This window comes from Arthrobacter bambusae, from assembly GCF_022606295.1.
GTDB lineage: Bacteria > Actinomycetota > Actinomycetes > Actinomycetales > Micrococcaceae > Arthrobacter > Arthrobacter bambusae_A.
Genome location: NZ_JAHHZS010000010.1, coordinates 120,989 through 142,318, shown reverse-complemented (window position 1 = coordinate 142,318; position 21,330 = coordinate 120,989). Strand labels below are relative to the sequence as shown.

Below are 21,330 nucleotides of genomic sequence, written 5' to 3'. Positions count from 1 at the left end.
GGACCTCATCACGAGCAAAATCGGAAGGATCTCCAGGCCGCCGGTTCGCGCGCGGGAATCATGCCGGGTTCCCGTCCGTTCTCTTCGTTGATGACCTTCTTTCGGAGGCGGGAAAGACACACACACGAAGTTTGGGGACTGACCATGACGATGAACGAAACGATTGCCCGTCTCCGGGCCGGACACCTCATGGTCCGCGACGCCGAGGAATGGGACGAACTATCGACAGACCTCGAGCGCGCTTACGGGAGCAACGACGACGAGCTCATTGAACAGCTGCAGCCCCAGTTCCTGCAGTCATGGAGGACAGTCACAAGATACGTCCTCCGCGACACCTTCGACGCAGCAGGCATCGCAGTCACCGATCCCAGCCATCCGTGGGGAATAGCAACCCTCACCGCGAACGGAACGAGTTGCGAGCCGCTTCTCTGCCGCCCCGACGATGCTGGTACCGAAAAGGCTGGCGCAGGCGGCGGACTCCAACTTCTCACTTTCGCAGACGCAATGACCCACTACACCGACTGCCTGGCGCTTCTCTTCGACGAGCGGGACTACTGAGATAGGACCGCAAGCAACAGAACTCAAGCCGGGCGGAATCCGATGCTTGGCAGGGACGTTTACGGCAGACTAGTGCCGTGAGCGGAATCCCGTGGGTACTGCACGTTGATCTCGACCAGTTCATCGCGGCCGTCGAGGTGCTCCGGCGGCCGGAGCTTGCCGGCAAGCCGATCATTGTCGGCGGCCGGGGCGACCCCACGGAAAGGGCTGTGGTGTCGACGGCGTCCTACGAAGCCAGGGCGTTCGGTGTGGGTTCCGGGATGCCCCTGCGCATTGCGGCCCGGAAAGTGCCCGACGCCGTGATCCTGCCCGTCGATCACGAGGCTTACCTCGCGGCATCTGAAGCGGTCATGGCCACCCTGCGCGCGCAGCCCGGCGCCACCGTGCAGGTGCTGGGCTGGGATGAAGCCTTTGTAGGCGTTGAGACGGAGGATCCGGAAGCCTACGCCCACCGCGTTCAGGCCGCCGTGCTGGCGCGAACGGAACTCCATTGCAGCGTGGGCATCGGCGACACCCTGGTCCGGGCCAAGGTCGCCACCGGGTTCGGCAAGCCGGCCGGCGTCTTCCGCCTCACCGCCGGGAACTGGCTCGACGTCATGGGCAGCCGGCCCACCAAGGACCTGTGGGGCGTCGGCGCCAGGGTGTCCGCCAGGCTGGCCAAACTCGGCATCAGCACCGTCGCCGAACTCGCCGCGTCCAATCCCCAGGACCTGGTCCCGGAGTTCGGCCCCAAGATGGGTCCGTGGTATGCGCAGCTCGGACGAGGCGACGGCGCCAGCGTTGTGGATGACACCCCGTGGGTTGCCCGCGGACATAGCCGGGAGACCACCTTCCAGCACGACCTGATCGACCCGGTCCAAGTGGAGGATGCTGTGCGCGAGCTGACAGCGCATGTCCTTGAGGACGTCGAGGCCGAAGGACGGGCCGTCATTGGACTGACCCTGAAGGTCCGGTACGCGCCGTTCCTGACCACGACCCAGGGGAAGAAGATTCCGGAGACATCCGACCGGAACGAAATCCTCGCGCGGGCCATGGACCTCGCAGCCGGAATCGAGGCCGGCCGTCCGATCCGGCTCCTTGGCTTGCGGGCCGAAATGGCAATGCCCGACGATGCCCGGAAAGGACACACACCCACGCGCGGCGGTTGGTGAGGCCGTCGTTCCCTTCCTTATGCGGTCCGCACCTGCCAATCCGGCCCGATCCATTCGAGGCAGGCGGCGGCTGTCCACGCCTGATTCAGGCTCCCGAGCGGTTCTCCGGTGAAGGGTTCGTAGTATTCGCCGAACTGGAGGTCGGCTAACTGATCGAGTGACGCGGCCTTGAGCGCTTGGTAGATCTCGTTTTGCCCGTCACGGTGCGCGGCCCAACCAAGGAGGAGATTCAGGAAGGGCCAGACGGGGCCGCGCCAATAGGTCCGGGGTCGGAAGGCACCACTGGACGGCGAGGTGGACGGCGGGAGAGGAAACCGCAGCCCGGGATGCCCCATCCAGTCCGGCCCGAGAAGGAGCTTCCTTTGCGCCGCGAGCAACGGCTCCCCGCCTCCGGACACCAGCGGGGCAAATCCGGAAACGGTCTCGGTCGAGATCCACTCCTTGGCCAGGATGTCGTAGTCGCGGGCAAGGCCGCTCAGGGGATCAATCGTCGACGCCACCCCGTCGCGGAAGCGCCGCGCGAAATCCCGCAGCTCCCCGGCGTCGGAACTGCGCCCGATCTCCTCGCCCAGAGCGGCGAGGACATCGCTGGCAGCAGCCATGATCGCGGAAAAGAAGACGTCCCGCACCCGGAAGTCGACGACGTTCCGCACGGCCTCGTCGTCGTACTCCACGGAAGCCATCTGCTGAACGAGCCACAGATACTTGGTGTATTCGCTGTCGTCGGGCCGTTCGCCCGTGTCTGCAACATGCAGGGTGTCACGCCGCGTGAAGGCAGGGACGGTACCGGCCTGGACGCGGGCGTAGGGCCCATCCCAGCGCGGGGAATTATCGAATCCGGACTCCCAACCGTGATGGATTTCAATCAGCCCTGCGGCGTCCGGGTCACGCACGGTGGCCAGCCACCGGTGCCACGCGAGCCAGCCGTCGAAGGATTCGGCGAGGAAGGTCTCTGCCGCTTCCTGGTCGGCGCCGCCGTTCGCCCGCCCCCGGTCCAGGATATGACGCAGGGCGATCGCATGGACGGGAGGCTGGCAAATGCCGCTGCTCTTGATGCCGGAAGGACGTGCGCGGGCGGACTCCGTGCCCCAACGGTCAAAACCTGGAAAGTAGTCGGTGCTGTTCTCGCTGAAGACGATGTGCGGGATCATTCCCGTGGACCACTGCGCGGCCAGCAGGGTCCGGAGTTCCGTGATGGCGCGTGGGACATTGATCCGCGCCAGTCCAATAGCTACGAAGGCGGCGTCCCAGCTCCACATATGGGGGTACAGATTGGGCGCCGCAGTGGTCATGGTGCCCAGATCGTTGAGCCGGAGGACCTCGGCTGCTGCCCTGTGAAGGTCCTGCACACTGACGCGAGGAGTGGTGTTCATGTGGCCTCCGAGGCCATTGGCTTGGTGCGGATCCGTGACTGCGCGAAAGCGTGCACGACACTTACCAAGCTACTGCAGCGGCCGTGACCCGGTCAGGCTTTGCCAGGCACCTAGACCGCGCCCGGCCGTTGGCCTATCGTGGGGGAACCGGGCACGGCCGGCGTGAGTCTCCGCATCGGAGGTACATGGTGGGCATCATCTCTTCTGGATTTCATGGAAGACGGCAGAGCGGCAATCCGGCGTTGCCGCCGGGCCAATACGAGACCGGCAGCTTCCCGGTCCTCACCGCAGGCCCCGCTCCCCGGATCGCCCCTGACCGCTGGGAATTCTTCATCACCACTGAGGCAGGGCAGCGCCATGCGTGGTCCTGGGACGCTTTCATGGCATTGCCCCAAACCGACATCCATACGGACATCCATTGCGTAACCAGCTGGTCCAAGCTGGGCACCACGTGGCGCGGAGTGTCCCTGGATTCCCTTTTTGAAAACGTGGAAACAAGCTGCAGGTTCACGATGGCCCACTCCTACGGCGGATACACAACCAACGTCCCCCTGGCGGACCTTCTGGGCGGCAGGGCATGGGTGGCCTGGGAGTTCGACGGCGAGCCGCTTGATCGCGTCCACGGCGGACCCGCCCGACTCCTGGTGCCGCATTTGTACTTTTGGAAGAGCGCAAAGTGGATCAACGGCATCGAGTTGACCCAGGATGATGTTCCTGGTTTCTGGGAATCCAACGGCTACCACCTCCACGGCGACCCGTGGCGCGAGGAGCGCTACTCATGAGGTGCGCACGATGAGCACGCAATGGCGCGTGGCCGACGTCGTCAGCAGCATGCCCGAAACGGATACCGCCCGGACCATCGGGCTCCGGGCAGCCGGCCTTAACGGCAACCTCGCCGGACAGCACATCGACATCCGCCTCACCGCAGACGACGGGTATTCGGCCGTCCGCTCGTACTCCGTGGCGCGGGCAAGCATGGACGAAACCTTGGAGATCACCGTTGACGAATTGGCCAACGGAGAAGTCTCCCCCTATCTGGTCAGGGAACTGGCCGTCGGAGACCATCTGGAGATCCGCGGACCTGTGGGTGGCTGGTTCGTCTGGAAACCAACGGATACGAACCCGGTTCAACTGATTGCCGGAGGATCCGGGGTGGTGCCGCTCATGTCGATGATCCGCGCGCACCACGCTTCGGAGAATCCTGCGCAGTTCCGGCTGCTCTATTCGCTCAAGTCACCCGAAGCGGGGTTCTATCGGGAAGAACTCCTCACCTTGGCCCGGCAATCCGGCAAGCTCACCATCGACTACGTATACACACGCAAGGTCCCGGAGGGTTGGCCGGCTGCCCCGCAACGGCTCACGGCGGAAACCCTGCTGGCCAACATTTTGCCGAAGGACCGTGCCCCGGACGTCTTCGTCTGCGGCCAGACCGTCTTCGTGGAAACGGTCGCGGAATGGCTCGTGCAAGCGGGATATCCCGCCGGGTCGATCAAGACCGAGCGCTTCGGCGGAACAGGAGGAACCGGGTGAATGGCAACAATGGGCCCGATTCTCCGGGCGCAATGGATCCGGGCTTCGCGGATCAGGACATCGCGGGAACCACTGGCAATGCGATACCCCACCTGGACGGAAACGCGCTCGCCGGACCGCTCTGGGAACTCTTCCGCTTCGATATCGTCGCCGCGATCGGACGCTGCAAGCACTGCGGAGCGGTCCGCGTCTTCGCTGAAACGATGGTCTACGTCGACGCGCCGGGAATCGTTGTGCGCTGCGCTTCCTGCGAGGGCGTACTGCTCCGCCTCGTGGAGACGCCCACGCGATACTGGCTCGATGTGAGCGGACTCAGTTACCTGCACATCGACCGCGACGGCTAGGGCGATTCGCACCAGTACGCGTTCCGGACACGTAAGGATTCCACCCGCGACGGCGCGGGCCTGCATTGGCATGATGGGGTCATGTCATTGCTCCCGGAAGACACCGCAGCACCCCGCTCACGGATCGCCATCATAGGCGGCACCGGCCTGTACAGGCTGCCCGGGGCCGTCATGCTCGACACGCTGGACATCCCGACGCCGTTCGGGCCTCCTTCCAGTGCCGTGACGGTCGCCCGGCTCGCCGCGCCGGACGGCCTCGCCGCGCCGGACGGCCCCGGCGGCGATGACGGCGACGGCGGCCCGGTGGTCGCATTCCTGAGCCGGCACGGCCGCGGGCACAGCGTTTCACCACAGCAGATCAACTACCGCGCCAACCTCTGGGCCCTCAAGAGCCTCGGCGTGGAGGCCGTCATCTCCTCCGCGGCCGTGGGCGGACTGGTTTCCAGCCACGGAACCGGCACTTTTGCCGTACCCGACCAGGTCCTGGATAAGACCTGGGGACGGGCCGACACCTTCTACGACGGCTCGTCGCCCACCGGGGTGCAGCACCTTCCCGCCGCCGAGCCCTACAGCGCCCCGTTGCGCGCAGCGCTCATCTCGTCCCTGCAGCGGCACGGGGAAGACTTCGCCGGGGCGGGCACCGTGGCCGTGATCAACGGTCCGCGATTCTCCACCAAGGCTGAGGCCGCGGCCCTGGTCCAGGCAGGCGCACATCTGATCAGCATGACCCAATACCCGGAACCCATGCTCGCGGCTGAATTGAACATGCACTTCGCCGCGCTGGCATTCATTACCGATGCCGACACCGGGCACGATGGCTCCGAACCAGTCACGGCGGAACTGGTGCTGGGCCGGCTGGCGGGGGCGCAACCGCGGATCCTCGCGGTGTTGTCCGACGCGGTGCGGACGGTGTCCGAGGCGATCACTGGCGCCGATCCAGCGGACGACGACGGGCCGTGGCGGATGGCTCCCATGCCGCCTGCCGCGGTGGCCACCGTGATGGGCACCGCCGGCCCCGCCGGCGACGGCCCCGTCCTCCCCGGCACGGGGCGAACAGCGCCGTGAGGCTATTGGTCACGGGCGGGGCCGGTTTCATCGGCAGCCACATTGTGGAGGCAGCCGTGGCACGCGGCTGGGAGGTCCGGATCCTGGATTCACTGGATCCGGCAGTACACCCCGATCGGCCGCAAGGAATTCCCGGGGCGCACCTGACGGCGGGCGATGTCGGAGACCCAGCCGCCGTGGCAGAAGCGCTCGCGGAAGTCGACGTCGTCGTGCACCAGAGCGCCAAAGTGGGTCTCGGCGTCGACTTCTCCGACGCGCCGGACTACATCCGCAACAATGACCTGGCCACAGCCGTGCTCCTGTCAGGCATGGCATCCGCAGGTGTTGGCAAGCTCGTCCTGGCTTCGTCCATGGTGGTGTACGGCGAGGGCGCCTACACCGACGCTGCGGGCAGGCTGGTGCGCCCTGGCCCGCGCCTGGTGGAGGATCTGGAGCACGGAATATTCGATCCCCGCGACCCTGCCACGGGCGAGCTGCTCCTGCCGGCGCTGGTCAGCGAAGACGCGGCCATGGATCCGCGGAACGTCTATGCCGCCTCCAAAGTGGCACAGGAAAACCTGGCTTCCGCATGGGCGCGCGCAACCGGAGGCACCGCCGTCGCCCTCCGCTACCACAACGTCTATGGCCCCCGCATGCCCAAAAACACCCCCTACGCGGGCGTAGCCAGCCTGTTCCGCTCCGCCCTGGCCCGCGGCGAAGCCGTGCGGGTGTTCGAGGATGGCGGCCAACGCCGCAGTTTCGTCCATGTCCGGGACGTTGCCGAGGCGAATCTGTTGGCCATTGACGCGTTGGCAGGGGGCCGGATGGCCTCGGGCAGCCTTCGGGCGTACAACATCGGCGCCTCTGAAGTCCACACCATTGGGCAGGTGGCGGCCATCTTGAGTTCCGTGAGCGGGGCTCCCGAACCTGTGGCCACCGGCGGTTTCCGGCTAGGCGACGTCCGGCATATCACCGCGAGCTCCGCCCGGGCCCAGGCAGAGCTCGGTTGGATCCCCGCGCAAGGTTTCGAGGACGGAATGCGCGAGTTCGCTACCGCGCCCTTGCGCGGGGACCATAGCTAGGCCGGTGGCAAACGTCCCGGTTCCGTAAGGAAATCCGCCTGTCGCACCGGGCCTGCGGATTCTACGGTCAAAGGGTGGAGAAAGAGCAAAGCGGTTCGCGCGGTTCAAACGATGGCATCGGCATGGCCGACATTCTCAAGGGACCGGCGGGTGACGACGGAGGCCCACCCGCCCCACTCGTGGACGTGGTGTTTCCGTGCCTCAACGAGCGTGCGGCCCTTCCCATGGTGCTCGGAGCCTTGCTGCCCGGGTACCGCGCAATCGTCGTGGACAACGGATCAACCGATGGATCCGGAGGGCTGGCCGCCGGTCTGGGGGCCACAGTCGTCGAGGAACCGAGGCGCGGCTTTGGCGCGGCAGCTCATGCCGGACTGCTCGCGGCCACGGCGGAGTTTGTGGCCTTTTGCGATTGCGATGGGTCGTTGGACCCTGCCCAACTGGCCCCGATGCTTGACCTCGTCCGCACCGGTCGCGCCGACCTGGTGCTAGGTGCCCGGCGTCCGGCGTCGGGCGCTTGGCCGCTTCACGCCCGCTTGGCCAACAGGGCCCTGAGCTGGCGGTTGCGTCGGCTCACGGGGATCGCCATCACGGACCTTGGCCCACTTCGCCTTGCCCGGCGCAGCGCGCTCCTGGGACTGGACCTCAGGGACCGGCGCAGCGGCTATCCGCTCGAGATGTTCCTCAAGGCCCACCGGGACGGCTGGCGCGTGGCCGAGGTCCCCGTCGATTATGCACCGCGGCTGGGGAACTCCAAGGTCACGGGGACACTCCGCGGAACCGTCACGGCCCTCAAAGACATGGGGACCCAGTTGGCCGCCGCTTCACAGCGGACTAAGGCGACGAAGGCCGCCGGACCGGCCGGTCGACCATCGGCCGATGCCCACGGAGCGACGCCGTGAACCTCACCGTCGCCGTCATTGCCAAAGAATGCAGCCCCGGCAAGGTCAAGACCCGCCTCACTCCCCCGCTCACGCCGGAGCAGGCCGCAGCCTTGGCCCAGACGAGCCTGAGCCAGACGCTGGAAACCGTACGGACCCTTCCCGCGGCCAGGCGATTGCTGGTGTTTGACGGCACGCCGCACCACGCGGACGCTGCCGGTTTTGAAGTCTTCCCCCAAGGGGCCGGCGGCCTGGACGAACGGCTGGCGGCCATCTGTTCGCTCACTGCGGGACCGCTGCTGATTCTGGGCATGGATACGCCCCAGCTACGCCGCGAGCAGTTGGCCCCGCTGCTGGCGGACTGGGAAACCCCCGCCCCGGCACCCCGCCGTGCCTGGTTCGGCCCGGCGTCGGATGGTGGCTTTTGGGCGTTGGGCCTGTACACGCCCGACGGCGGCCTGCTCCGCGGGGTGGACATGTCCACCCCGCACACCGGGGCGCAGCAACGGGGCCGGCTGGCCGGAGCCGGCCTGCACGTGGGCGTGCTGCCCGTCCTCAGGGACGTGGACTACTTTCCCGATGCTGTGGCTGCCGCGTGGGAATGCAGCGGAAGCCCGTTTGCCCGCGCCGTGGACCTCCTGAGCGAGGGACTGCCGGCGGAATGGACAAGGACGGTGCCATCCGACGCCGCACCCATGCCATGGGCTGCCCGGACATGAGCATCCACACAGTCCCGAGGGATCCCGGTGCCCGCGCCGACGCTTTTGCTGCGGGCTCCCGCCCGCGCGCCCTGTTTGGACCGGCTCTATTTGGCCAAGCGCTCTTCGGGCAGGGCGGCTACGAGCCTTACGCCCGCAGCCTGCCCCTCGGAGTGGGGCGACTGACGTTGCGACCGGAATCGGCCTTGCCGGAGGGCATCGGGCCAGTCCACTTCAACATGCTCTCCTGGTCCGGCCCGGCCACCACAAGTGAGCGCGAGCTGCTCCGCACCCTCCGCGGGCCCGTCCTCGATGTGGGTTGCGGCCCAGGCCGGATGCTGGAGGCCGCCCGGGAACTGGGGCTGGCCTCCATGGGTGTCGATTCGAGCCCCGCCGCCGTGAAGCTGGCCACCGAGCGAGGCGGCGCGGCCGTCCTGGGCTCCATCTTTGACCCGGTCCCGCACGAACGGGGTTGGGGTTCGGCCTTGTTACTGGATGGCAACATCGGCATCGGCGGAAACATCCGGATACTGCTGGAGCGTGTTTCCTCGTTGCTTGCCCCGGACGGCCAAGTACTGGCGGAAGCCGAAGCACCGGATTTTCTCGACGTGGCCTACCTGGCGGTGCTGGAGGATTCAGACGGACGTGCCAGCGCGGCCTTTCCCTGGGCGCGCGCAGGCAAAAAAGCGCTCGCGCGCCACGCGGCCCGGGCCGGGCTCAAGGTGGTTGCCACCCGCACCGTTCAGGAGCGGATCTTCCTGACCTTGGAACGGCGGCCGTAAAGTCCGACGGCGGCCACAACAACGGCCGCGGCGACCGCCAGGACCACCCAGAAGACACCCAAGGCCAGCGCATAGTCCCCCTGCAGGACCGTGTTGTTCACGCCGCTGCCCGGCCCCCTCGGCTGCAGCACCTGCTGGGCACGGATCAGCGGGGCCGCGACCAAGGTCGCCACCGCACCCACGAGAAGCGCGCCGCGCACTATCCCCTGCTGGACAGGGGACAGCCCAAACGTGAACCTCGACAATCCGCCACCGACCAACGTTGTCAGCGGGACCAGCATGCCGTCGTGCACCAACAACGCCACGGCAAGCCACGCTGCCACACCGATCAGCTGGGCGGGCGGCACGTTGGCCAGGAATCCGAAGAGCGCATACCCGAGGGCAGCCACGCCCAAGGCGCCAAGTGCTGCCCGCGCCCACCAGAGAGTCCTGCGCCCTGACGATGCCGCAGCACCCACCAAGGGAAGCCGCATCAGATCACCTCCACCTTATGCACCCATTTGGTCTGCAGCACTCCCGGCCGACCTGGTGCGATGATGCGTGCCGGATAGCCATGGTCAAGGTCGAGTGGCTTGCCATTCAGCTCAAGTGCCAGCAATGTCTGCTCGTCCTGGCTGTATGCGGCGGGCATGAAGGAACGCCCATAGACGCCGCCCTTCTCCATGCTGGATATCTGCAGCTCAGCATCTACGGGTGCGCCCACCGTTGCCATCAGGTCCCGGATCCGGACACCACGCCATTGCGCCCCTTGGCTCCAGCCCTCCACGCAGGCGATGGGCAATCCGTAGCTGTATTGCGGCAAGGCCGCGAGCTGCGCCAGCGTGAACGTCTTCCGGACCGATCCCGAGGACACTGTCAGCACCCAGTCGCGGGCAAGCGCAGCGTCCGCCACACCGGCCTGGGCTGCCGTCCTGTTGATGGGTACGGCCTGCGGGCCGGTATCCATGCGGCGCGGCGCGAACAGGTTCAGGCCCGACAGCCAAGCGAACGACTGGCCGGCCGTCGTCAAGACGACGACGCCGGTGCCGGCGGTGAGTGCCGCAAGGAACCCCCGGCGGCTCCAGCCGTTCCCGGTTCCACGCTTTACCGCGGCCGGAACCGTTTTGCTGTCCGGCAAAACCTCCTCAGTGTTGGCGGCGGTGGCGGCCGCGTCCGATCTACGGCTCCAATGAGCCAGGATGACGGGCATCTTCACAGCGATGTGGAGCGCCAAAGATCCGATGATGACCCAGGCCAGCCAATAGTGGACATCCCTGAAGGAAAACGGCCACGCATACCACTGGAAAGTGTTGAGCAAGCCGATGGTGACTTCCACGAGGGAAGCGGCCACGAAGAGCGCAATCGAGGCGCGTTCGAGTGCATGCACCACGGATTTCAGCGGAGGCCAGCGCAAGAGTTCGGGGTAGACGGACCAAAGCTTGGCTGCCAGGAGCGGGATGGAAGCTATCCCGGTGGTGACGTGGATGCCCTGCGTAGCCACGTACAGCCACGCGGGACGGGTAAGGAAAACCATCCAAGCCGGCGGATCCTGCAGGAGGTGGCTGAACAGTCCGGTCAGGAAACACACAGTGAAGGCAAGGCCGAGCCAACGGCCCAGCACCACCGTCAGCCGTCTGCTGCGCAAAGGCGAGGAGAACCGTCCGTTCACCGCTTCCATCCGCTGTTGGAGGAAAGTGGTCAATCTGTCCATACCTTGATCAGACCACCAAGACCCGTCGGTCGTCCCGGTCCAGACCTTACGAAACGCAAACGGTCCCTTGGGTTCATGGCCCCCGGCCCGCGAGTGATGCAGGATCAAAGGGTGAGCGAATCAACACCCCGGCGCGCGTCCGGTATTTCGGCTGCGGTGGCGCTCGCCTTGGTGGCCTTGCTCGCCGTCGTCATCTGGTGGACGGTCACTACGGATCCGTCCGCGGAGTGGGTTTCCCCCCTTGGCACGCTCGCGGCCTGGACCGTCTTCGTCCCGGCAGCACTGGTGGCGCGCCGGATCCCGGCGCGGTACGCGGCCGCCGTCGTGCTCCTGGGCTCCCTCCTGGTGGGAGTAGCAGCCATCGCCGCCCCGCCCGCCACCAGCAACGACTCCGCCCGCTATGCGTGGGACGGCATCGTTCAAAAGGCCGGGATCTCCCCTTATGCCCACGTTCCGGCGGACGAGGCGCTGCGGCCGCTGCGGCCGTCCTGGCTATTCCAGGATGCCGGGCCTGACGGAACGTGCCATACCAATCCCTTCCCGACCGGCACCGAGACCACATCCAATATTCCCGGCGGGAGCACCCTGTGCACGGCAATCAACAGGCCCACCGTACCCACCGTGTATCCCGCAGCGGCAGAGTTGTATTTCCTGGCGGTGCGGCTCATCCCTGGCTCCGAGGTGGGGTTCGTCGCCTTCCAGCTGGCCGGGCTGCTCCTCAGTCTCGCTGTGACGGTGGCGCTGCTTGCGTTCCTGCGCCGCACCGGCCGGCCCGCACACCAAGCGGTGTGGTGGGGATGGTCTCCGCTGGTCGCTTTTGAGGCCATCAACGGCGCTCACGTGGACGCGCTGGGCACCGCACTGGCCCTGGCGGCAGCACTGTTGTTGGTGGGCGGACGCACCCTGGGTTCCGGAGTGGCGTTTGGCGCGGCGGTTGCCACCAAGCTCATTCCCGTCATCAGCGCCCCGGCCCTGCTGTATCGGAGGCCGGTCCGCTTCGTCGCCGCGGCCACGGCAACCTTTGCCGTGACGTACGTCCCGTACGTGCTCGCCAGCGGCTGGGCGGTACTCGGCTATCTGCCCGAATACCTTCGATCGGAGGGCTATGACGGGCAGGACAGTCCGCGATTCACCTTGTTGAAGCTGCTGCTCCCGGCCGGTTGGGCAGGACCGGCCGCATTGGTGCTGCTGCTCGGCCTGGCCCTCTACGTGTGGCGCACCACCGACGCCGCCCGGCCTTGGGACGGGCAGGTCTTGATGGTCGGAGGAACGCTGCTGATCGTGTCGCCGAGCTACCCCTGGTATGCGCTCCTGCTCCTGCCGTTCGTGGTGCTGAGCGCTCGTTACGAGTTCACAGCGATCGCTCCTGTGCTGGCACTGATGTATCTCACCGGAGCGGAACCCTACGGCCAATTGGCGGCGCGACTGGGCCTGGGCGCCGCCGTCGTGCTCTTGCTGGTAGCCGCCATGGTGAGGCGACGGTCGCGGCAATTCCGGCCGTCGATCACATGACGTCTGTGGAGCCATCTGGTGTGGCCTCGGTGACGATGGATTCCAGCATGGGATCCCCTGCTATGCCGTCCGCGGTGAGCGCGGCTGGCACCGCGACGATCCACATCAAGTCTTTCGCCTTCACCGGCCCGGACGGTCCTAAGAACCCGGGCAGGAGTCTTCGATCAGGAACCGGGCAAGGCGGAGGGCGCGCCGGCCGTAGGTCGCGCCGTCGAGGACGGCCGCGGTGGCATAGGCGCCGTTGAGGATGATGAGCAGTTCATCGGCGAGCTGCCCGGGGTCCTGCGCGCCGGCGTCGGAGGCGAGGGAGCGGAACCAGTCCCGCACTTGCTGCTTGTGCCCGACGGCGACGAGGTGCGCCGGGTGCCGCCCCTCGGGGAACTCGGTGCTGGTGTTGAGCATCGGACACCCGCGATACGCGGGACCGGCTGTGTCCCCCGCGAGCACTTCGAAAACAGCCATCAACTTGCCCGCCGGGGACGACGCTTCCCCGGCGGCCTGCTCCATCCGCTCGAACCAGGCATCCGCGCGCCCCTGAACATAGGCGGTGGCCAGGGCGTCCTTGGTGGGAAACTGGCGATAGATCGTGGCGTTGCCCACCCCGCACTCCTTGACCACGGTGTCCATCCCGACCGCCCTGATCCCCTGCTGATAGAAAAGGCGCGTCGCCACATCGAGCACGTTGCGCCGGTTCTCCTCGCCACTCCTGCGTGCCACGGAAACCACACTCCTTCTGAAACCTTCGTCCGCTGTTGCCTTGCATCCAGTTTGACAGACGGATCGTTCCGTCACAAACTGTTTGAGAACGATCCGTCACATCTGATCGACGCCCTACTTACGGGAGAACCCCCATGAGCTCTTACAATTTCGCCGGGAAGCACGTCCTCGTCATCGGAGGCACCTCGGGCATCGGACGCGCCGTCGTCGAGCACGCAGCGGCACAAGGCGCCCGCGTCACGGCCGCCGCCCGCAATACCGGGAAGGCCAACCTCCCCACAGGGGTGGCGATTGAGCACGTGGACCTCACCTCCACGTCCTCGGTCGAGTCCCTGTTCGAACGGATCGGGGCGTTCGACCACTTGGTGCTCTCGGCCGGGCCCGGCGCCATGGGCGGAATCCGTGAGCTGAGCTCCGAGCAGGTGCGGCCCTTCATGGACATCAAGTTCTGGGGCTACTACGAAGCGGTGCGTGCGGCGGCCGACCGCATCGCCAAGGACGGATCCATCACCCTTGTGGGCGGGGCCGCCAGCCGCAAGCACGCTCCGGGGCGTCCCATGATGGCCGCAATCAACGCGGCGCTCGAGGCCTTCGGCAAGGCCAACGCGATCGATCTCGCCCCGATCCGCGTCAACGTGATCGCCCCCGGCTTGGTGGACACCCCGGCCTACGCTGGAATGCCCGAAGAGATGCGCCAAGGCATGCTCAATGGCTACGCGGCGAGCGTGCCGGCCGGCCGTGCGGGACTGCCTTCGGACGTGGCCACCGCGGCCATATTCCTCATGGGGAACACCTTCATCACGGGCACAGTACTGGACGTCGACGGCGGAGTCCACGTCAGCTGATTCGCCATCCGACCCGTCCTCGACTCCGATCCTGAAAGACGTACAAACCTTCCATGACCCCCACCCGCACTCTCATCGTCGTTGCCCATCCTGATGTGGAAAAATCCAGGATTACCGCACACCTCGCCGCAGCCGCCATGGACGTCGAAAACGTCACCGTCCATGATCTCTCAGCCACTTACCCGGACCGGCGCGTCGACGTCATCCGGGAGCAGGGGCTTCTGCGCGAGCACGACACCATCGTGTTCCAGTTCCCGTGGCATTGGTATTCCGTTCCGGGCGTACTCAAAGAATGGATGGACCAGGTGCTCACCTACGGGTTCGCTTACGGTTCCGGCGGAGGCGCGCTCCACGGAAAGCGCCTGCGCCTTGCCATCTCGACCGGCGGCCCGGAGTCGTCCTACGCGCCCTCGGGAAGCAACCGCTTCACCATGGCCGAGCTATTGCGGCCCATGGAAGCCACCGCGCACCTTTGCGGCTTGGAGTTGGAGGAACCGCTGATCCTGCATTCGGCTCCGCGCGTGACGGATGAAGAATTGGCGGCCCATGCGACCCGCTACCGGGAGCTGCTTTCGGCCGTTCCCGCAACTGCCGGCCGCTGACTGCCCCCGGTCCTGGCGAAAGTCCGCCCGACCCTGGGGAATCCCGGAGCGGAACCGAAGGGCCCCTCACCCTCCGCCTGTCGGCGGATCGGCAAGGGGCCCTTCGAGGCCAACGCAGCTCCGGGATGCGTGTCAGGCCAGGGCCTGATTGATCTGCAGCGTTCCGCCGCGCGTGACGAACGGGTGGGAGGCGAGCAGTTCGCTCACGGCTTCGGCCGAGTCGGCTTCCAGAATGGAATAGCCGAGGATATCCGCAACAGCCTCCGGCGTCCCGGTGGCGACCTGGCCAGCAAAGCCCAGCGGCGCACCGGGATCAGTAACGGCCGGACCGGCATTGCCGAGCCACGCCATGAAGTCCTTCCGGGCAGCTTCCATTTCGGCCGGATCCGGATGCCCGGCGCCGTGATAGGTGATCAGAAATCTGGCCAAGATGACTCCTAAAATACGAATCGTCCACTGCGGGATCTCCCGCAGCACCGCCAGTGTACCCGGCCACTCTGACGGCCCCTCACAAACTCCGTGAAGGGATACGCAGCCGGTACCTAGCCCTGCTCGGGCAGGGCCCTGTCCTTTGAGATCGGCGCCCGCTCGGGCTTCTCTTCGCCCCAACGGGCAGACCCGAGCCAGCGGATCACGGCCGTCAGCTTGTCGCGCAGTTCCTCCACACCGATGTCGACGCCGGGAGTCAGGCTCCGATCAATCTCCCGAGCCTGGACAAGGGCCGCTTTCCCCAGGTCCGAAACTGCGACCCTTTGCGACCGCCCGTCCAGGCGGCTACGTTCCCGGGTGATGTGCCCGTGCGCCTCAAGCCTGGAAAGTGTCTGTCCCATGGTCTGCGCCTGCACCTGGACTTTGGCCGAAAGCCTGGCCTGGACCATGGCCCCTTCCGCATCGAGAACTTCGAGCGCGATAACGCCCGCATGGGTCAGGCCCAGGACGGCAAGCTCCTCGTTCCAGGCATGCTCGACCAATCGCGCTGCCGTTGAGAGCAACCGTGGAGTCGTCCAGTCGTTTAGGTCCGGCATGGTCCCACCATAGTAAGCCTGCTTCCTATGTGCAGGCTGAGTAATCCATCAGATGGACTTGCAAAGACCTTAGCCTCACCCGGTAGCCAGGAAATGAGCTGTCCTGGCATCGGGCCGACTCGGAAAGAATCCTCCGCATCGCCCGTTATGCTCAAGACATGTCGCCGGATCTCTATCTTCCCGAGTTGATCAGCTCCCTGGACCGTCTTAGCCTCCTGGCACGCCAACCCGAGAACGTTCTGACTCGTCCCGTGCCGGCTTGTCCCGGCTGGAACCTCAAGGATCTCTTCGGCCATCTGGGTTCCATTGAACGTTGGGCGGCCGAAATAGTCCTTTCGGGCAAAGTCGCCGAAGAACCGGTCCCACCGGCCACCGGCGCCGTAGCGTGGTTCCTTGAGGGCGCGGACGCTTTCCTCGGGACAATGTCGGCGCTCGATCCGGAAGAACCATGCTGGAACTTCGGCCCTCCCCCGCGCACGGCCGGGTTCTGGCGTCGACGCCAGGCGCATGAACACGCCGTGCACCTCATCGACGCCTGCCAAGCATCGGGCTTGGCGGACCCCGCTTTCTCAGCCGATTTCCTGCTCGACGGAATCGACGAGATCCTCACAATGTTCACCCCGCGCCAGCTCCGCCTCGGACGGATGCCGCAGCCAGAGGGCGCGGTGACCTTCGAGGTAGCAGGGGCCGGCCGCTGGAAAATCGGCGAAGGAGAAGCCAAAGCTTCGATTTCCTCGACGCCGGGCGGGATGTACCCGGGTCTGTGGGGCCGCTCCAACCTCGCAGAATCAGCGTCCATCGAAGGGGACAAGGCCCTCGCGGTCCGCGTCCTGCGAGGTCCGCTCACCCCCTGACCACGAGGGTGCCGGCATACGGCGCATCGTGGACCAGCTCGTCGAAGTTGATCCAGTCCAGTACCTCCGCGGCTACGAACCACTGTCAACGAGCAAGAGCGAAGGCGACCATGAGTGTTCAACAGAAAAACGCCCCTACGCTGCGGCGCCATGTCCTTCCCACCGAGTTGGGTCCCTGCATGGTGCGCGTCCAGCAGGGCACCCACGGGCCGAGGGCCGAATCCGGCACCCCGGAGGTCTACCTTCACGGAGCCGCGGGGTCATGGACAACTTTCCAATCACTGCTTGCCAGGGCAACGGCCCATGACCGGGTATTGATCGACCTGCCGGGCTGGGGCGAATCCACGGCAGGCGCCCGGCGTGAACAATTCAGCATCGAGGCGATGGCACGCGCCGTCGTCGGGGTGCTGAGTGCGCTCGGCTACAGGCGGTGGAAACTGGTGGGCCACTCCATGGGAGGTTTCCTGGCCTTGCACATGGCTGCGGCTTGGCCGGAGGAGACCGCCGGGGTAGCCGCCATTTCGGCCACCACATTCAGTGTGTCCGACGCCTGCGGCGCGCCACTCCGCGGCCTCTACAAATTCCCGGCGTTCACCGGCATGCTTCTGGCCATGCGCTCCATGGCCGCCCTCGGCGCGGCAGGGACCGCTGTGGTCCGTACCATCGCCACCACGCCCCTGATGCGACCGCTGATGTCCCCGTTCTTCGCAGATCCTGGAGCCATACCCCCGGCCGTGTTAAGGGAGCTCGGCGACGATGCCCGGCCCGGCTCCCACTACGATTTCGGCCAGTGGCGCGGCATCCTCTGTCCGGTCCTGGCGATCCGGGGCGACAGGGACGTGTTCACACCCGAGTCCGACCTGGCCCGGTTGGCTGTGGTGGTCCCCCAAACCCGCTTGGCGACTTTTGCGCGGTGCGGCCACTTCGCCCACATCGAGCAGCCGGATCACGTTCACCGGCTGATCGACGAATTGTGGTCCCGGTGAAGAGTCCCGGGCGCGCGAACGGTCAGTGCTACTTCAGCAGGTGCACGACTGTCGTTTCGGTGTCAGCCGGATCTGGGGTCGGATCTCCGTAGATCTCCCAGGAGTGCCCGGCAGACTCCCTATGATTCGCCGCCATCCACTCCTCGATCGCCTTGTACGCCTCGTTCATGAGGTGGTACGGCCCATGGTGGACTGCCACGGCAGCTTCGCCTCCCGGTGTTTCGCTCGCGTACACCTCGCCCGCTGTTTCGAAGGTGCGGGTGACTTCGACGCCGAAGTCGCACAAGAGCGGCGCATCGGGCTTGTTCGGGTGGTGGTAGACAAAGATGTTATGGCCGTCCGTCCACAAGCCGGGCTGACGGCGAATGAAGTCCCAGACAAGGCCCACCGGAGGGCCCCATGCCGAACCGACTTCGCCCGGCGCGACTTTGCGCCGGACGGCGGCCAGCGTGCGCGGGAGGACAGTCTGGACGGTGACGGTAACCGACATGCAGGGAGTCCGCTAGTACTTGTCCGCGGAGTCGACGGATTCCCCCACGGTGACTTCGGGGGCCACGTTCGGATCTCCGCCGACCGAGCCGATGAACGCCTGGATCTCGGACGCCCCGAAGAATTTCTGGAATGCCTCTGTCGATTCCCATTCATCGACGACGAGGACAAACCCGTCCCCCACCGCGAACTGATGGTGGATCGCTCCTGCCGCCCGGCCGCGCTCGCCCCATTGGCGGTACTCGTCCGCGCGTTCCTCAAGCGATTTTGCAAAAACGCTCGTGTCACCGGAAATCTTGGTTGCAATGATGACAGACATGATGTGACCTCCTATGGCCTGAACTCAGCTCTTTGCAGCCGGCCACGCGGCGATGCGCCTGAACGGCCTGACACGTGAAAGACCATACTCACTCCGCCCGGTTACCGCCCGAGTGGCCGCTACCTGTCATTCGCCGCGATCCGTCGAGGGTTCTCTAGTTAGTGAACCCGGATAGGATCTCGGGGTACCCAGCTTCCCGAACCATCCTGAAAGAACCGCATGCCGCACCTTGATCCTGCCCTCCCGCTCCGCACCTTGCCGCAGATGCTCCTGGACGTTGCCGCCGTCGAGCGCAATATCGGCATCAAAGAGGGCTGGACACGTGAGCACGGCATGGTGCTGGCCCCACACATCAAGACCACCATGACAGGTGAGATTGTCCGCCGGCAGCTGCCCGGTTCCTGGGGCGTGACCGTGGCGACAACCGCGCAGGCCGCGCAGGCCGTCGAGTGGGGAGCCACCCGGATCCTCATCGCGAACGAGGTACTGTTCCACGGCCACCTCGAGCAGTTGCGGGCCTGGCTGGCCGCATCGCCGGAACTGGAAATCTACTGCCTGGCCGATTCGGAGGCGGGCGTCCAGGCCATGGCCGAGGTGTTCGAGGAGTCGCCACAGGCCCTGAAGGTGCTGATCGACGTCGGAACTCCCGGCGGCCGCACCGGGATCCGCACTGCGGCCGAAGCCGGGCCGCTGGCGGCGGAGATTCGCGCGGCCAGCGGGCTGCTGCTGGCCGGCGTCAGCGCCTACGAGGGCGTGGCACCGAACACCCGGACGGATGAGAACCTGGCCGGGATCGATTCGCACTGCCGCTTGGCCCGCGACATTTTCGATGAACTGCACCCCATCTTCGAGGTGGAGCTCCCGGTCTTCACCAACGGCGGCTCGGCGTTCCAGGACCGTGCGGCCGCTTTCCTGCCGCAGAACGCCTCCGTCAATGTGCTGCGTTCAGGCTGCTACGTAGTGCACGACCACGGCACCTACCAGAGCGTCTCGCCAGTCCCCGGCCTCACCGCCGCAGCGGTGGTGCGGGCTTTGGTCATCTCCGCCCCGGAACCCGGGCGCGTGGTCCTGAACGCGGGCAAGCGCGAATTGGCGTACGACGCCGGCCTGCCCGTGATCGTTTTCCGGTACCGCGACGGGGCCCTCCTGCATGCCGGTGCACGCGCCACGCTGACCCGCCTCTTCGACCACCACGCCATCGTTGACGATGCCGAAGGGCTGCGGGTCGGCGACATCGTGGACCTGGGTATCTCCCACCCTTGCTCGCTGTTCGACCGCTGGCGCGAAGTCGTGGCCGTCAGCAATGACGCCGTCGAGACCTGGCGGCCTGTGTTCTAGACGGCCGGTTCGACTCTGCTTAAGGGGGCTCACCGCCGCTGCGGGACCCCTGCGAACGCGAGCCGGACCTGGCACCCGACATCGCGGATGTGCAGCCCCGGCTGGACCGCATCCTGACGGCGCTGATCGACGGGTTCGCCGGCCCCAAAACCCGGGATGGAGGGTTTCGTGGAGTAACGAGCGCCCTACTGCTTGGTTTCCCAGGGTAGGGCCCTGCGACGGATCGCTTGGCATTATTATCTGCCCTGTTCTTGCCTGTCGGGGTGCTCTTCTGCCCACGTCCTCACGCTTCAACAACCGAAGGGCCCAAGTCGGAACCCACATTCGTGACGGCAGTCATCCGGCCAGCAGTTTGTGAAATCAATTCTCTGGTCAATCAAATGGAGGCAATTGCGAGATTCGGGTAAACACTTTTGCAGAGGGCGTACCTTTTCCGTGGACGCAGACGATTAAAAGAGTGCGTACACAACCGAGTCAGCCCTCGCGAAGCCCGCAAGACAACGGTGCGCCGTACAACCCGGGAAAGAACACATCAATGACACTCACTGCCGAGGCCGTACACACGCTAGAAGAGATCGCCGTCCGCTTCAGCCCCGATGGCATCCCGTTGGCCGTCCGATATGACGGCAGCATCTTGGCCGTGGATCCCGACGCCGACGCCGCGCACTGGTTCGGGCGCGGAGGTTGGCCGGATGGCAGCGACCCGGCCGCCAACGACAGCGAAGACTCCGCATCCGTTGAACACTGGCGGCTGCAGGTCCGCCGCAACTCCAACTCCGCATTGCGTACTTTCCATCTGCTGCGGAATCTGAGCTCCCCCGACTGGTTTCTGGCCGACATCACCGACGCGTCCTAGAAACCAGCCATCCCTCGGCTCGTTCCGTTCGTCCATCTATGGACACCGTCGGATTCTGCTGGATCACTCACCTCGCCGGAGTCGAGTGATTGAGTAGAATGCCACAGGCGAGCGACGCCAAGCCGACCGGAACCCAAGTCACCGACGCGACCTCGGCGTTCAGCCCGGAAGCCATGCACTCCTAAAATCAGAGCTTGAGCGTCTCCGTCCTCATGGAAGCGTGCGCCCCGTCAATGCAGCCGCTGTTCCCAGTCAGTCGGGACGCGTGAGGCCGGGCCCGGAACGCTTTGATCGAGAGGATGATGCGCCGGTGGTTCAAGCTCAGGTCCGGCGAAAAATGCCGAGTCCGGATAGTTGAAGAACCAGTCCTCGCCCGGTTCAAAGCTGCGGATGACCGGGTGTCCGCTGGATTGCGCATGGGCCGTGGCGTGTTGCCCGGGCGAGTTGTCGCAGCAGCCGATGTGCCCGCACTGGGCGCATCGCCGCAAGTGCAGCCACCAGCCACTGTTGGCCTCGCATTCAACACAGCCCGGCCCGCTGGGTGGAATCGAAACGTCGATTCCTTGATATGCATTCATTGCGGCTTTCCCTCGCATTGGAGTGCCTCTAGACCACCCATTACTTTACGCCCACAGCCATTCCGCGCCGAAGGAATGT

General features: G+C 65.9%; 27 protein-coding genes. 17 read left to right on the top strand and 10 right to left on the bottom strand.

Features of this window, described 5'->3' with window-relative positions; translation table 11 throughout:
- Nucleotides 1-144 precede the first annotated feature (144 nt).
- Nucleotides 145-558, top strand: a complete 414-nt coding sequence (locus tag KNN17_RS09440; RefSeq protein ID WP_241708482.1) for a hypothetical protein — start codon at nucleotides 145-147, stop codon at nucleotides 556-558.
- 77 nt (nucleotides 559-635) lie between these two features.
- The gene (locus KNN17_RS09435; protein WP_241708481.1) at nucleotides 636-1,709 is read left to right on the top strand and encodes a DNA polymerase IV; all 1,074 of its coding nucleotides are present in this window, start codon (nucleotides 636-638) and stop codon (nucleotides 1,707-1,709) included.
- Between the two features lie 17 nt (nucleotides 1,710-1,726).
- Here KNN17_RS09435 and ggh read toward each other — a convergent pair whose 3' ends face one another.
- Nucleotides 1,727-3,082, bottom strand: a complete 1,356-nt coding sequence (gene ggh / locus KNN17_RS09430) for a glucosylglycerate hydrolase (protein WP_241708480.1) — start codon at nucleotides 3,080-3,082, stop codon at nucleotides 1,727-1,729.
- Between the two features lie 185 nt (nucleotides 3,083-3,267).
- Between ggh and KNN17_RS09425 the strand changes: the two genes are divergently transcribed.
- From KNN17_RS09425 to KNN17_RS09390, 8 genes are all read left to right on the top strand, one after another.
- Nucleotides 3,268-3,864 (top strand): sulfite oxidase-like oxidoreductase, encoded by a 597-nt coding sequence (locus tag KNN17_RS09425; protein ID WP_242598675.1) that lies wholly within the window; start codon nucleotides 3,268-3,270, stop codon nucleotides 3,862-3,864.
- A 10-nt stretch (nucleotides 3,865-3,874) separates the two neighbouring features.
- Nucleotides 3,875-4,612, top strand: a complete 738-nt coding sequence (locus KNN17_RS09420) for a ferredoxin reductase (RefSeq protein ID WP_241708479.1) — start codon at nucleotides 3,875-3,877, stop codon at nucleotides 4,610-4,612.
- Nucleotides 4,609-4,956, top strand: a complete 348-nt coding sequence (locus KNN17_RS09415) for a DUF6510 family protein (RefSeq protein WP_241708478.1) — start codon at nucleotides 4,609-4,611, stop codon at nucleotides 4,954-4,956. Before KNN17_RS09420 ends, KNN17_RS09415 begins: the two co-directional genes overlap by 4 nt.
- An 81-nt stretch (nucleotides 4,957-5,037) precedes the next feature.
- Nucleotides 5,038-6,021: an MTAP family purine nucleoside phosphorylase gene (locus tag KNN17_RS09410; RefSeq protein WP_241708477.1), complete on the top strand. Its 984-nt coding sequence runs from the start codon at nucleotides 5,038-5,040 to the stop codon at nucleotides 6,019-6,021.
- Nucleotides 6,018-7,082: an NAD-dependent epimerase/dehydratase family protein gene (locus tag KNN17_RS09405; protein ID WP_241708476.1), complete on the top strand. Its 1,065-nt coding sequence runs from the start codon at nucleotides 6,018-6,020 to the stop codon at nucleotides 7,080-7,082. Before KNN17_RS09410 ends, KNN17_RS09405 begins: the two co-directional genes overlap by 4 nt.
- A gap of 74 nt (nucleotides 7,083-7,156) precedes the next feature.
- Nucleotides 7,157-7,981 carry a glycosyltransferase family 2 protein gene (locus tag KNN17_RS09400; protein WP_308196788.1) on the top strand — a complete coding sequence of 275 codons (825 nt, stop codon included), beginning with the start codon at nucleotides 7,157-7,159 and terminating at the stop codon, nucleotides 7,979-7,981.
- On the top strand, nucleotides 7,978-8,679 hold the full coding sequence (locus KNN17_RS09395) for a TIGR04282 family arsenosugar biosynthesis glycosyltransferase (RefSeq protein ID WP_241708475.1): 702 nt from the start codon (nucleotides 7,978-7,980) through the stop codon (nucleotides 8,677-8,679). Before KNN17_RS09400 ends, KNN17_RS09395 begins: the two co-directional genes overlap by 4 nt.
- Nucleotides 8,622-9,440 carry an SAM-dependent methyltransferase gene (locus KNN17_RS09390; protein ID WP_241708474.1) on the top strand — a complete coding sequence of 273 codons (819 nt, stop codon included), beginning with the start codon at nucleotides 8,622-8,624 and terminating at the stop codon, nucleotides 9,438-9,440. The genes KNN17_RS09395 and KNN17_RS09390 overlap by 58 nt, the downstream gene beginning before the upstream one ends.
- Here KNN17_RS09390 and KNN17_RS09385 read toward each other — a convergent pair.
- Both KNN17_RS09385 and KNN17_RS09380 read right to left on the bottom strand, forming a co-directional pair.
- Nucleotides 9,401-9,913 carry a hypothetical protein gene (locus KNN17_RS09385; protein WP_241708473.1) on the bottom strand — a complete coding sequence of 171 codons (513 nt, stop codon included), beginning with the start codon at nucleotides 9,911-9,913 and terminating at the stop codon, nucleotides 9,401-9,403. The two genes, KNN17_RS09390 and KNN17_RS09385, sit on opposite strands and share 40 nt — an antisense overlap.
- Entirely contained in the window at nucleotides 9,913-11,130 is a 1,218-nt protein-coding gene (locus tag KNN17_RS09380) for a molybdopterin-dependent oxidoreductase (protein WP_241708472.1), read from the bottom strand. Before KNN17_RS09380 ends, KNN17_RS09385 begins: the two co-directional genes overlap by 1 nt.
- Nucleotides 11,131-11,241: 111 nt before the next feature.
- On the opposite strand from KNN17_RS09380, the gene KNN17_RS09375 reads away from it, so the two are divergent.
- Nucleotides 11,242-12,642: a glycosyltransferase 87 family protein gene (locus KNN17_RS09375; RefSeq protein WP_241708471.1), complete on the top strand. Its 1,401-nt coding sequence runs from the start codon at nucleotides 11,242-11,244 to the stop codon at nucleotides 12,640-12,642.
- Here KNN17_RS09375 and KNN17_RS22425 read toward each other — a convergent pair.
- Both KNN17_RS22425 and KNN17_RS09370 read right to left on the bottom strand, forming a co-directional pair.
- Nucleotides 12,635-12,766: a hypothetical protein gene (locus tag KNN17_RS22425; protein WP_264637866.1), complete on the bottom strand. Its 132-nt coding sequence runs from the start codon at nucleotides 12,764-12,766 to the stop codon at nucleotides 12,635-12,637. The genes KNN17_RS09375 and KNN17_RS22425 overlap by 8 nt on opposite strands.
- Before the next feature lie 14 nt (nucleotides 12,767-12,780).
- Nucleotides 12,781-13,359: a TetR/AcrR family transcriptional regulator gene (locus KNN17_RS09370; RefSeq protein WP_241708470.1), complete on the bottom strand. Its 579-nt coding sequence runs from the start codon at nucleotides 13,357-13,359 to the stop codon at nucleotides 12,781-12,783.
- Nucleotides 13,360-13,493: 134 nt separating this feature from the next.
- Between KNN17_RS09370 and KNN17_RS09365 the strand changes: the two genes are divergently transcribed.
- Nucleotides 13,494-14,204: an SDR family oxidoreductase gene (locus KNN17_RS09365; protein ID WP_241708469.1), complete on the top strand. Its 711-nt coding sequence runs from the start codon at nucleotides 13,494-13,496 to the stop codon at nucleotides 14,202-14,204.
- 53 nt (nucleotides 14,205-14,257) lie between these two features.
- On the top strand, nucleotides 14,258-14,806 hold the full coding sequence (locus KNN17_RS09360; protein ID WP_241708468.1) for an NAD(P)H-dependent oxidoreductase: 549 nt from the start codon (nucleotides 14,258-14,260) through the stop codon (nucleotides 14,804-14,806).
- A gap of 132 nt (nucleotides 14,807-14,938) precedes the next feature.
- Here KNN17_RS09360 and KNN17_RS09355 read toward each other — a convergent pair whose 3' ends face one another.
- On the bottom strand, nucleotides 14,939-15,283 hold the full coding sequence (locus KNN17_RS09355) for a hypothetical protein (RefSeq protein WP_241708467.1): 345 nt from the start codon (nucleotides 15,281-15,283) through the stop codon (nucleotides 14,939-14,941).
- A 65-nt stretch (nucleotides 15,284-15,348) separates the two neighbouring features.
- The gene (locus tag KNN17_RS09350) at nucleotides 15,349-15,831 is read right to left on the bottom strand and encodes a MarR family winged helix-turn-helix transcriptional regulator (RefSeq protein WP_241708466.1); all 483 of its coding nucleotides are present in this window, start codon (nucleotides 15,829-15,831) and stop codon (nucleotides 15,349-15,351) included.
- 158 nt (nucleotides 15,832-15,989) lie between these two features.
- On the opposite strand from KNN17_RS09350, the gene KNN17_RS09345 reads away from it, so the two are divergent.
- Nucleotides 15,990-16,685, top strand: coding sequence for a maleylpyruvate isomerase family mycothiol-dependent enzyme (locus tag KNN17_RS09345; protein ID WP_241708465.1), 696 nt, complete (start codon nucleotides 15,990-15,992; stop codon nucleotides 16,683-16,685).
- A gap of 110 nt (nucleotides 16,686-16,795) precedes the next feature.
- Entirely contained in the window at nucleotides 16,796-17,671 is an 876-nt protein-coding gene (locus tag KNN17_RS09340) for an alpha/beta fold hydrolase (RefSeq protein ID WP_241708464.1), read from the top strand.
- Nucleotides 17,672-17,699: 28 nt separating this feature from the next.
- On the opposite strand, the gene KNN17_RS09335 is transcribed toward KNN17_RS09340, so the two are convergent.
- Nucleotides 17,700-18,161, bottom strand: coding sequence for a GyrI-like domain-containing protein (locus tag KNN17_RS09335; RefSeq protein WP_241708463.1), 462 nt, complete (start codon nucleotides 18,159-18,161; stop codon nucleotides 17,700-17,702).
- Nucleotides 18,162-18,173: 12 nt separating this feature from the next.
- Entirely contained in the window at nucleotides 18,174-18,479 is a 306-nt protein-coding gene (locus KNN17_RS09330) for a hypothetical protein (RefSeq protein ID WP_078105227.1), read from the bottom strand.
- 219 nt (nucleotides 18,480-18,698) lie between these two features.
- Here KNN17_RS09330 and KNN17_RS09325 point away from each other — a divergent pair, with 219 nt between their 5' ends.
- Nucleotides 18,699-19,817, top strand: coding sequence for an alanine racemase (locus KNN17_RS09325; protein WP_241708462.1), 1,119 nt, complete (start codon nucleotides 18,699-18,701; stop codon nucleotides 19,815-19,817).
- Between the two features lie 535 nt (nucleotides 19,818-20,352).
- Nucleotides 20,353-20,673 carry a hypothetical protein gene (locus tag KNN17_RS09320; protein WP_241708461.1) on the top strand — a complete coding sequence of 107 codons (321 nt, stop codon included), beginning with the start codon at nucleotides 20,353-20,355 and terminating at the stop codon, nucleotides 20,671-20,673.
- Nucleotides 20,674-20,903: 230 nt separating this feature from the next.
- On the opposite strand, the gene KNN17_RS09315 is transcribed toward KNN17_RS09320, so the two are convergent.
- A complete protein-coding gene (locus tag KNN17_RS09315; protein ID WP_241708460.1) occupies nucleotides 20,904-21,251 on the bottom strand; it encodes a UBP-type zinc finger domain-containing protein in 348 nt (115 codons plus the stop codon).
- Between the last annotated feature and the right edge of the window lie 79 nt (nucleotides 21,252-21,330).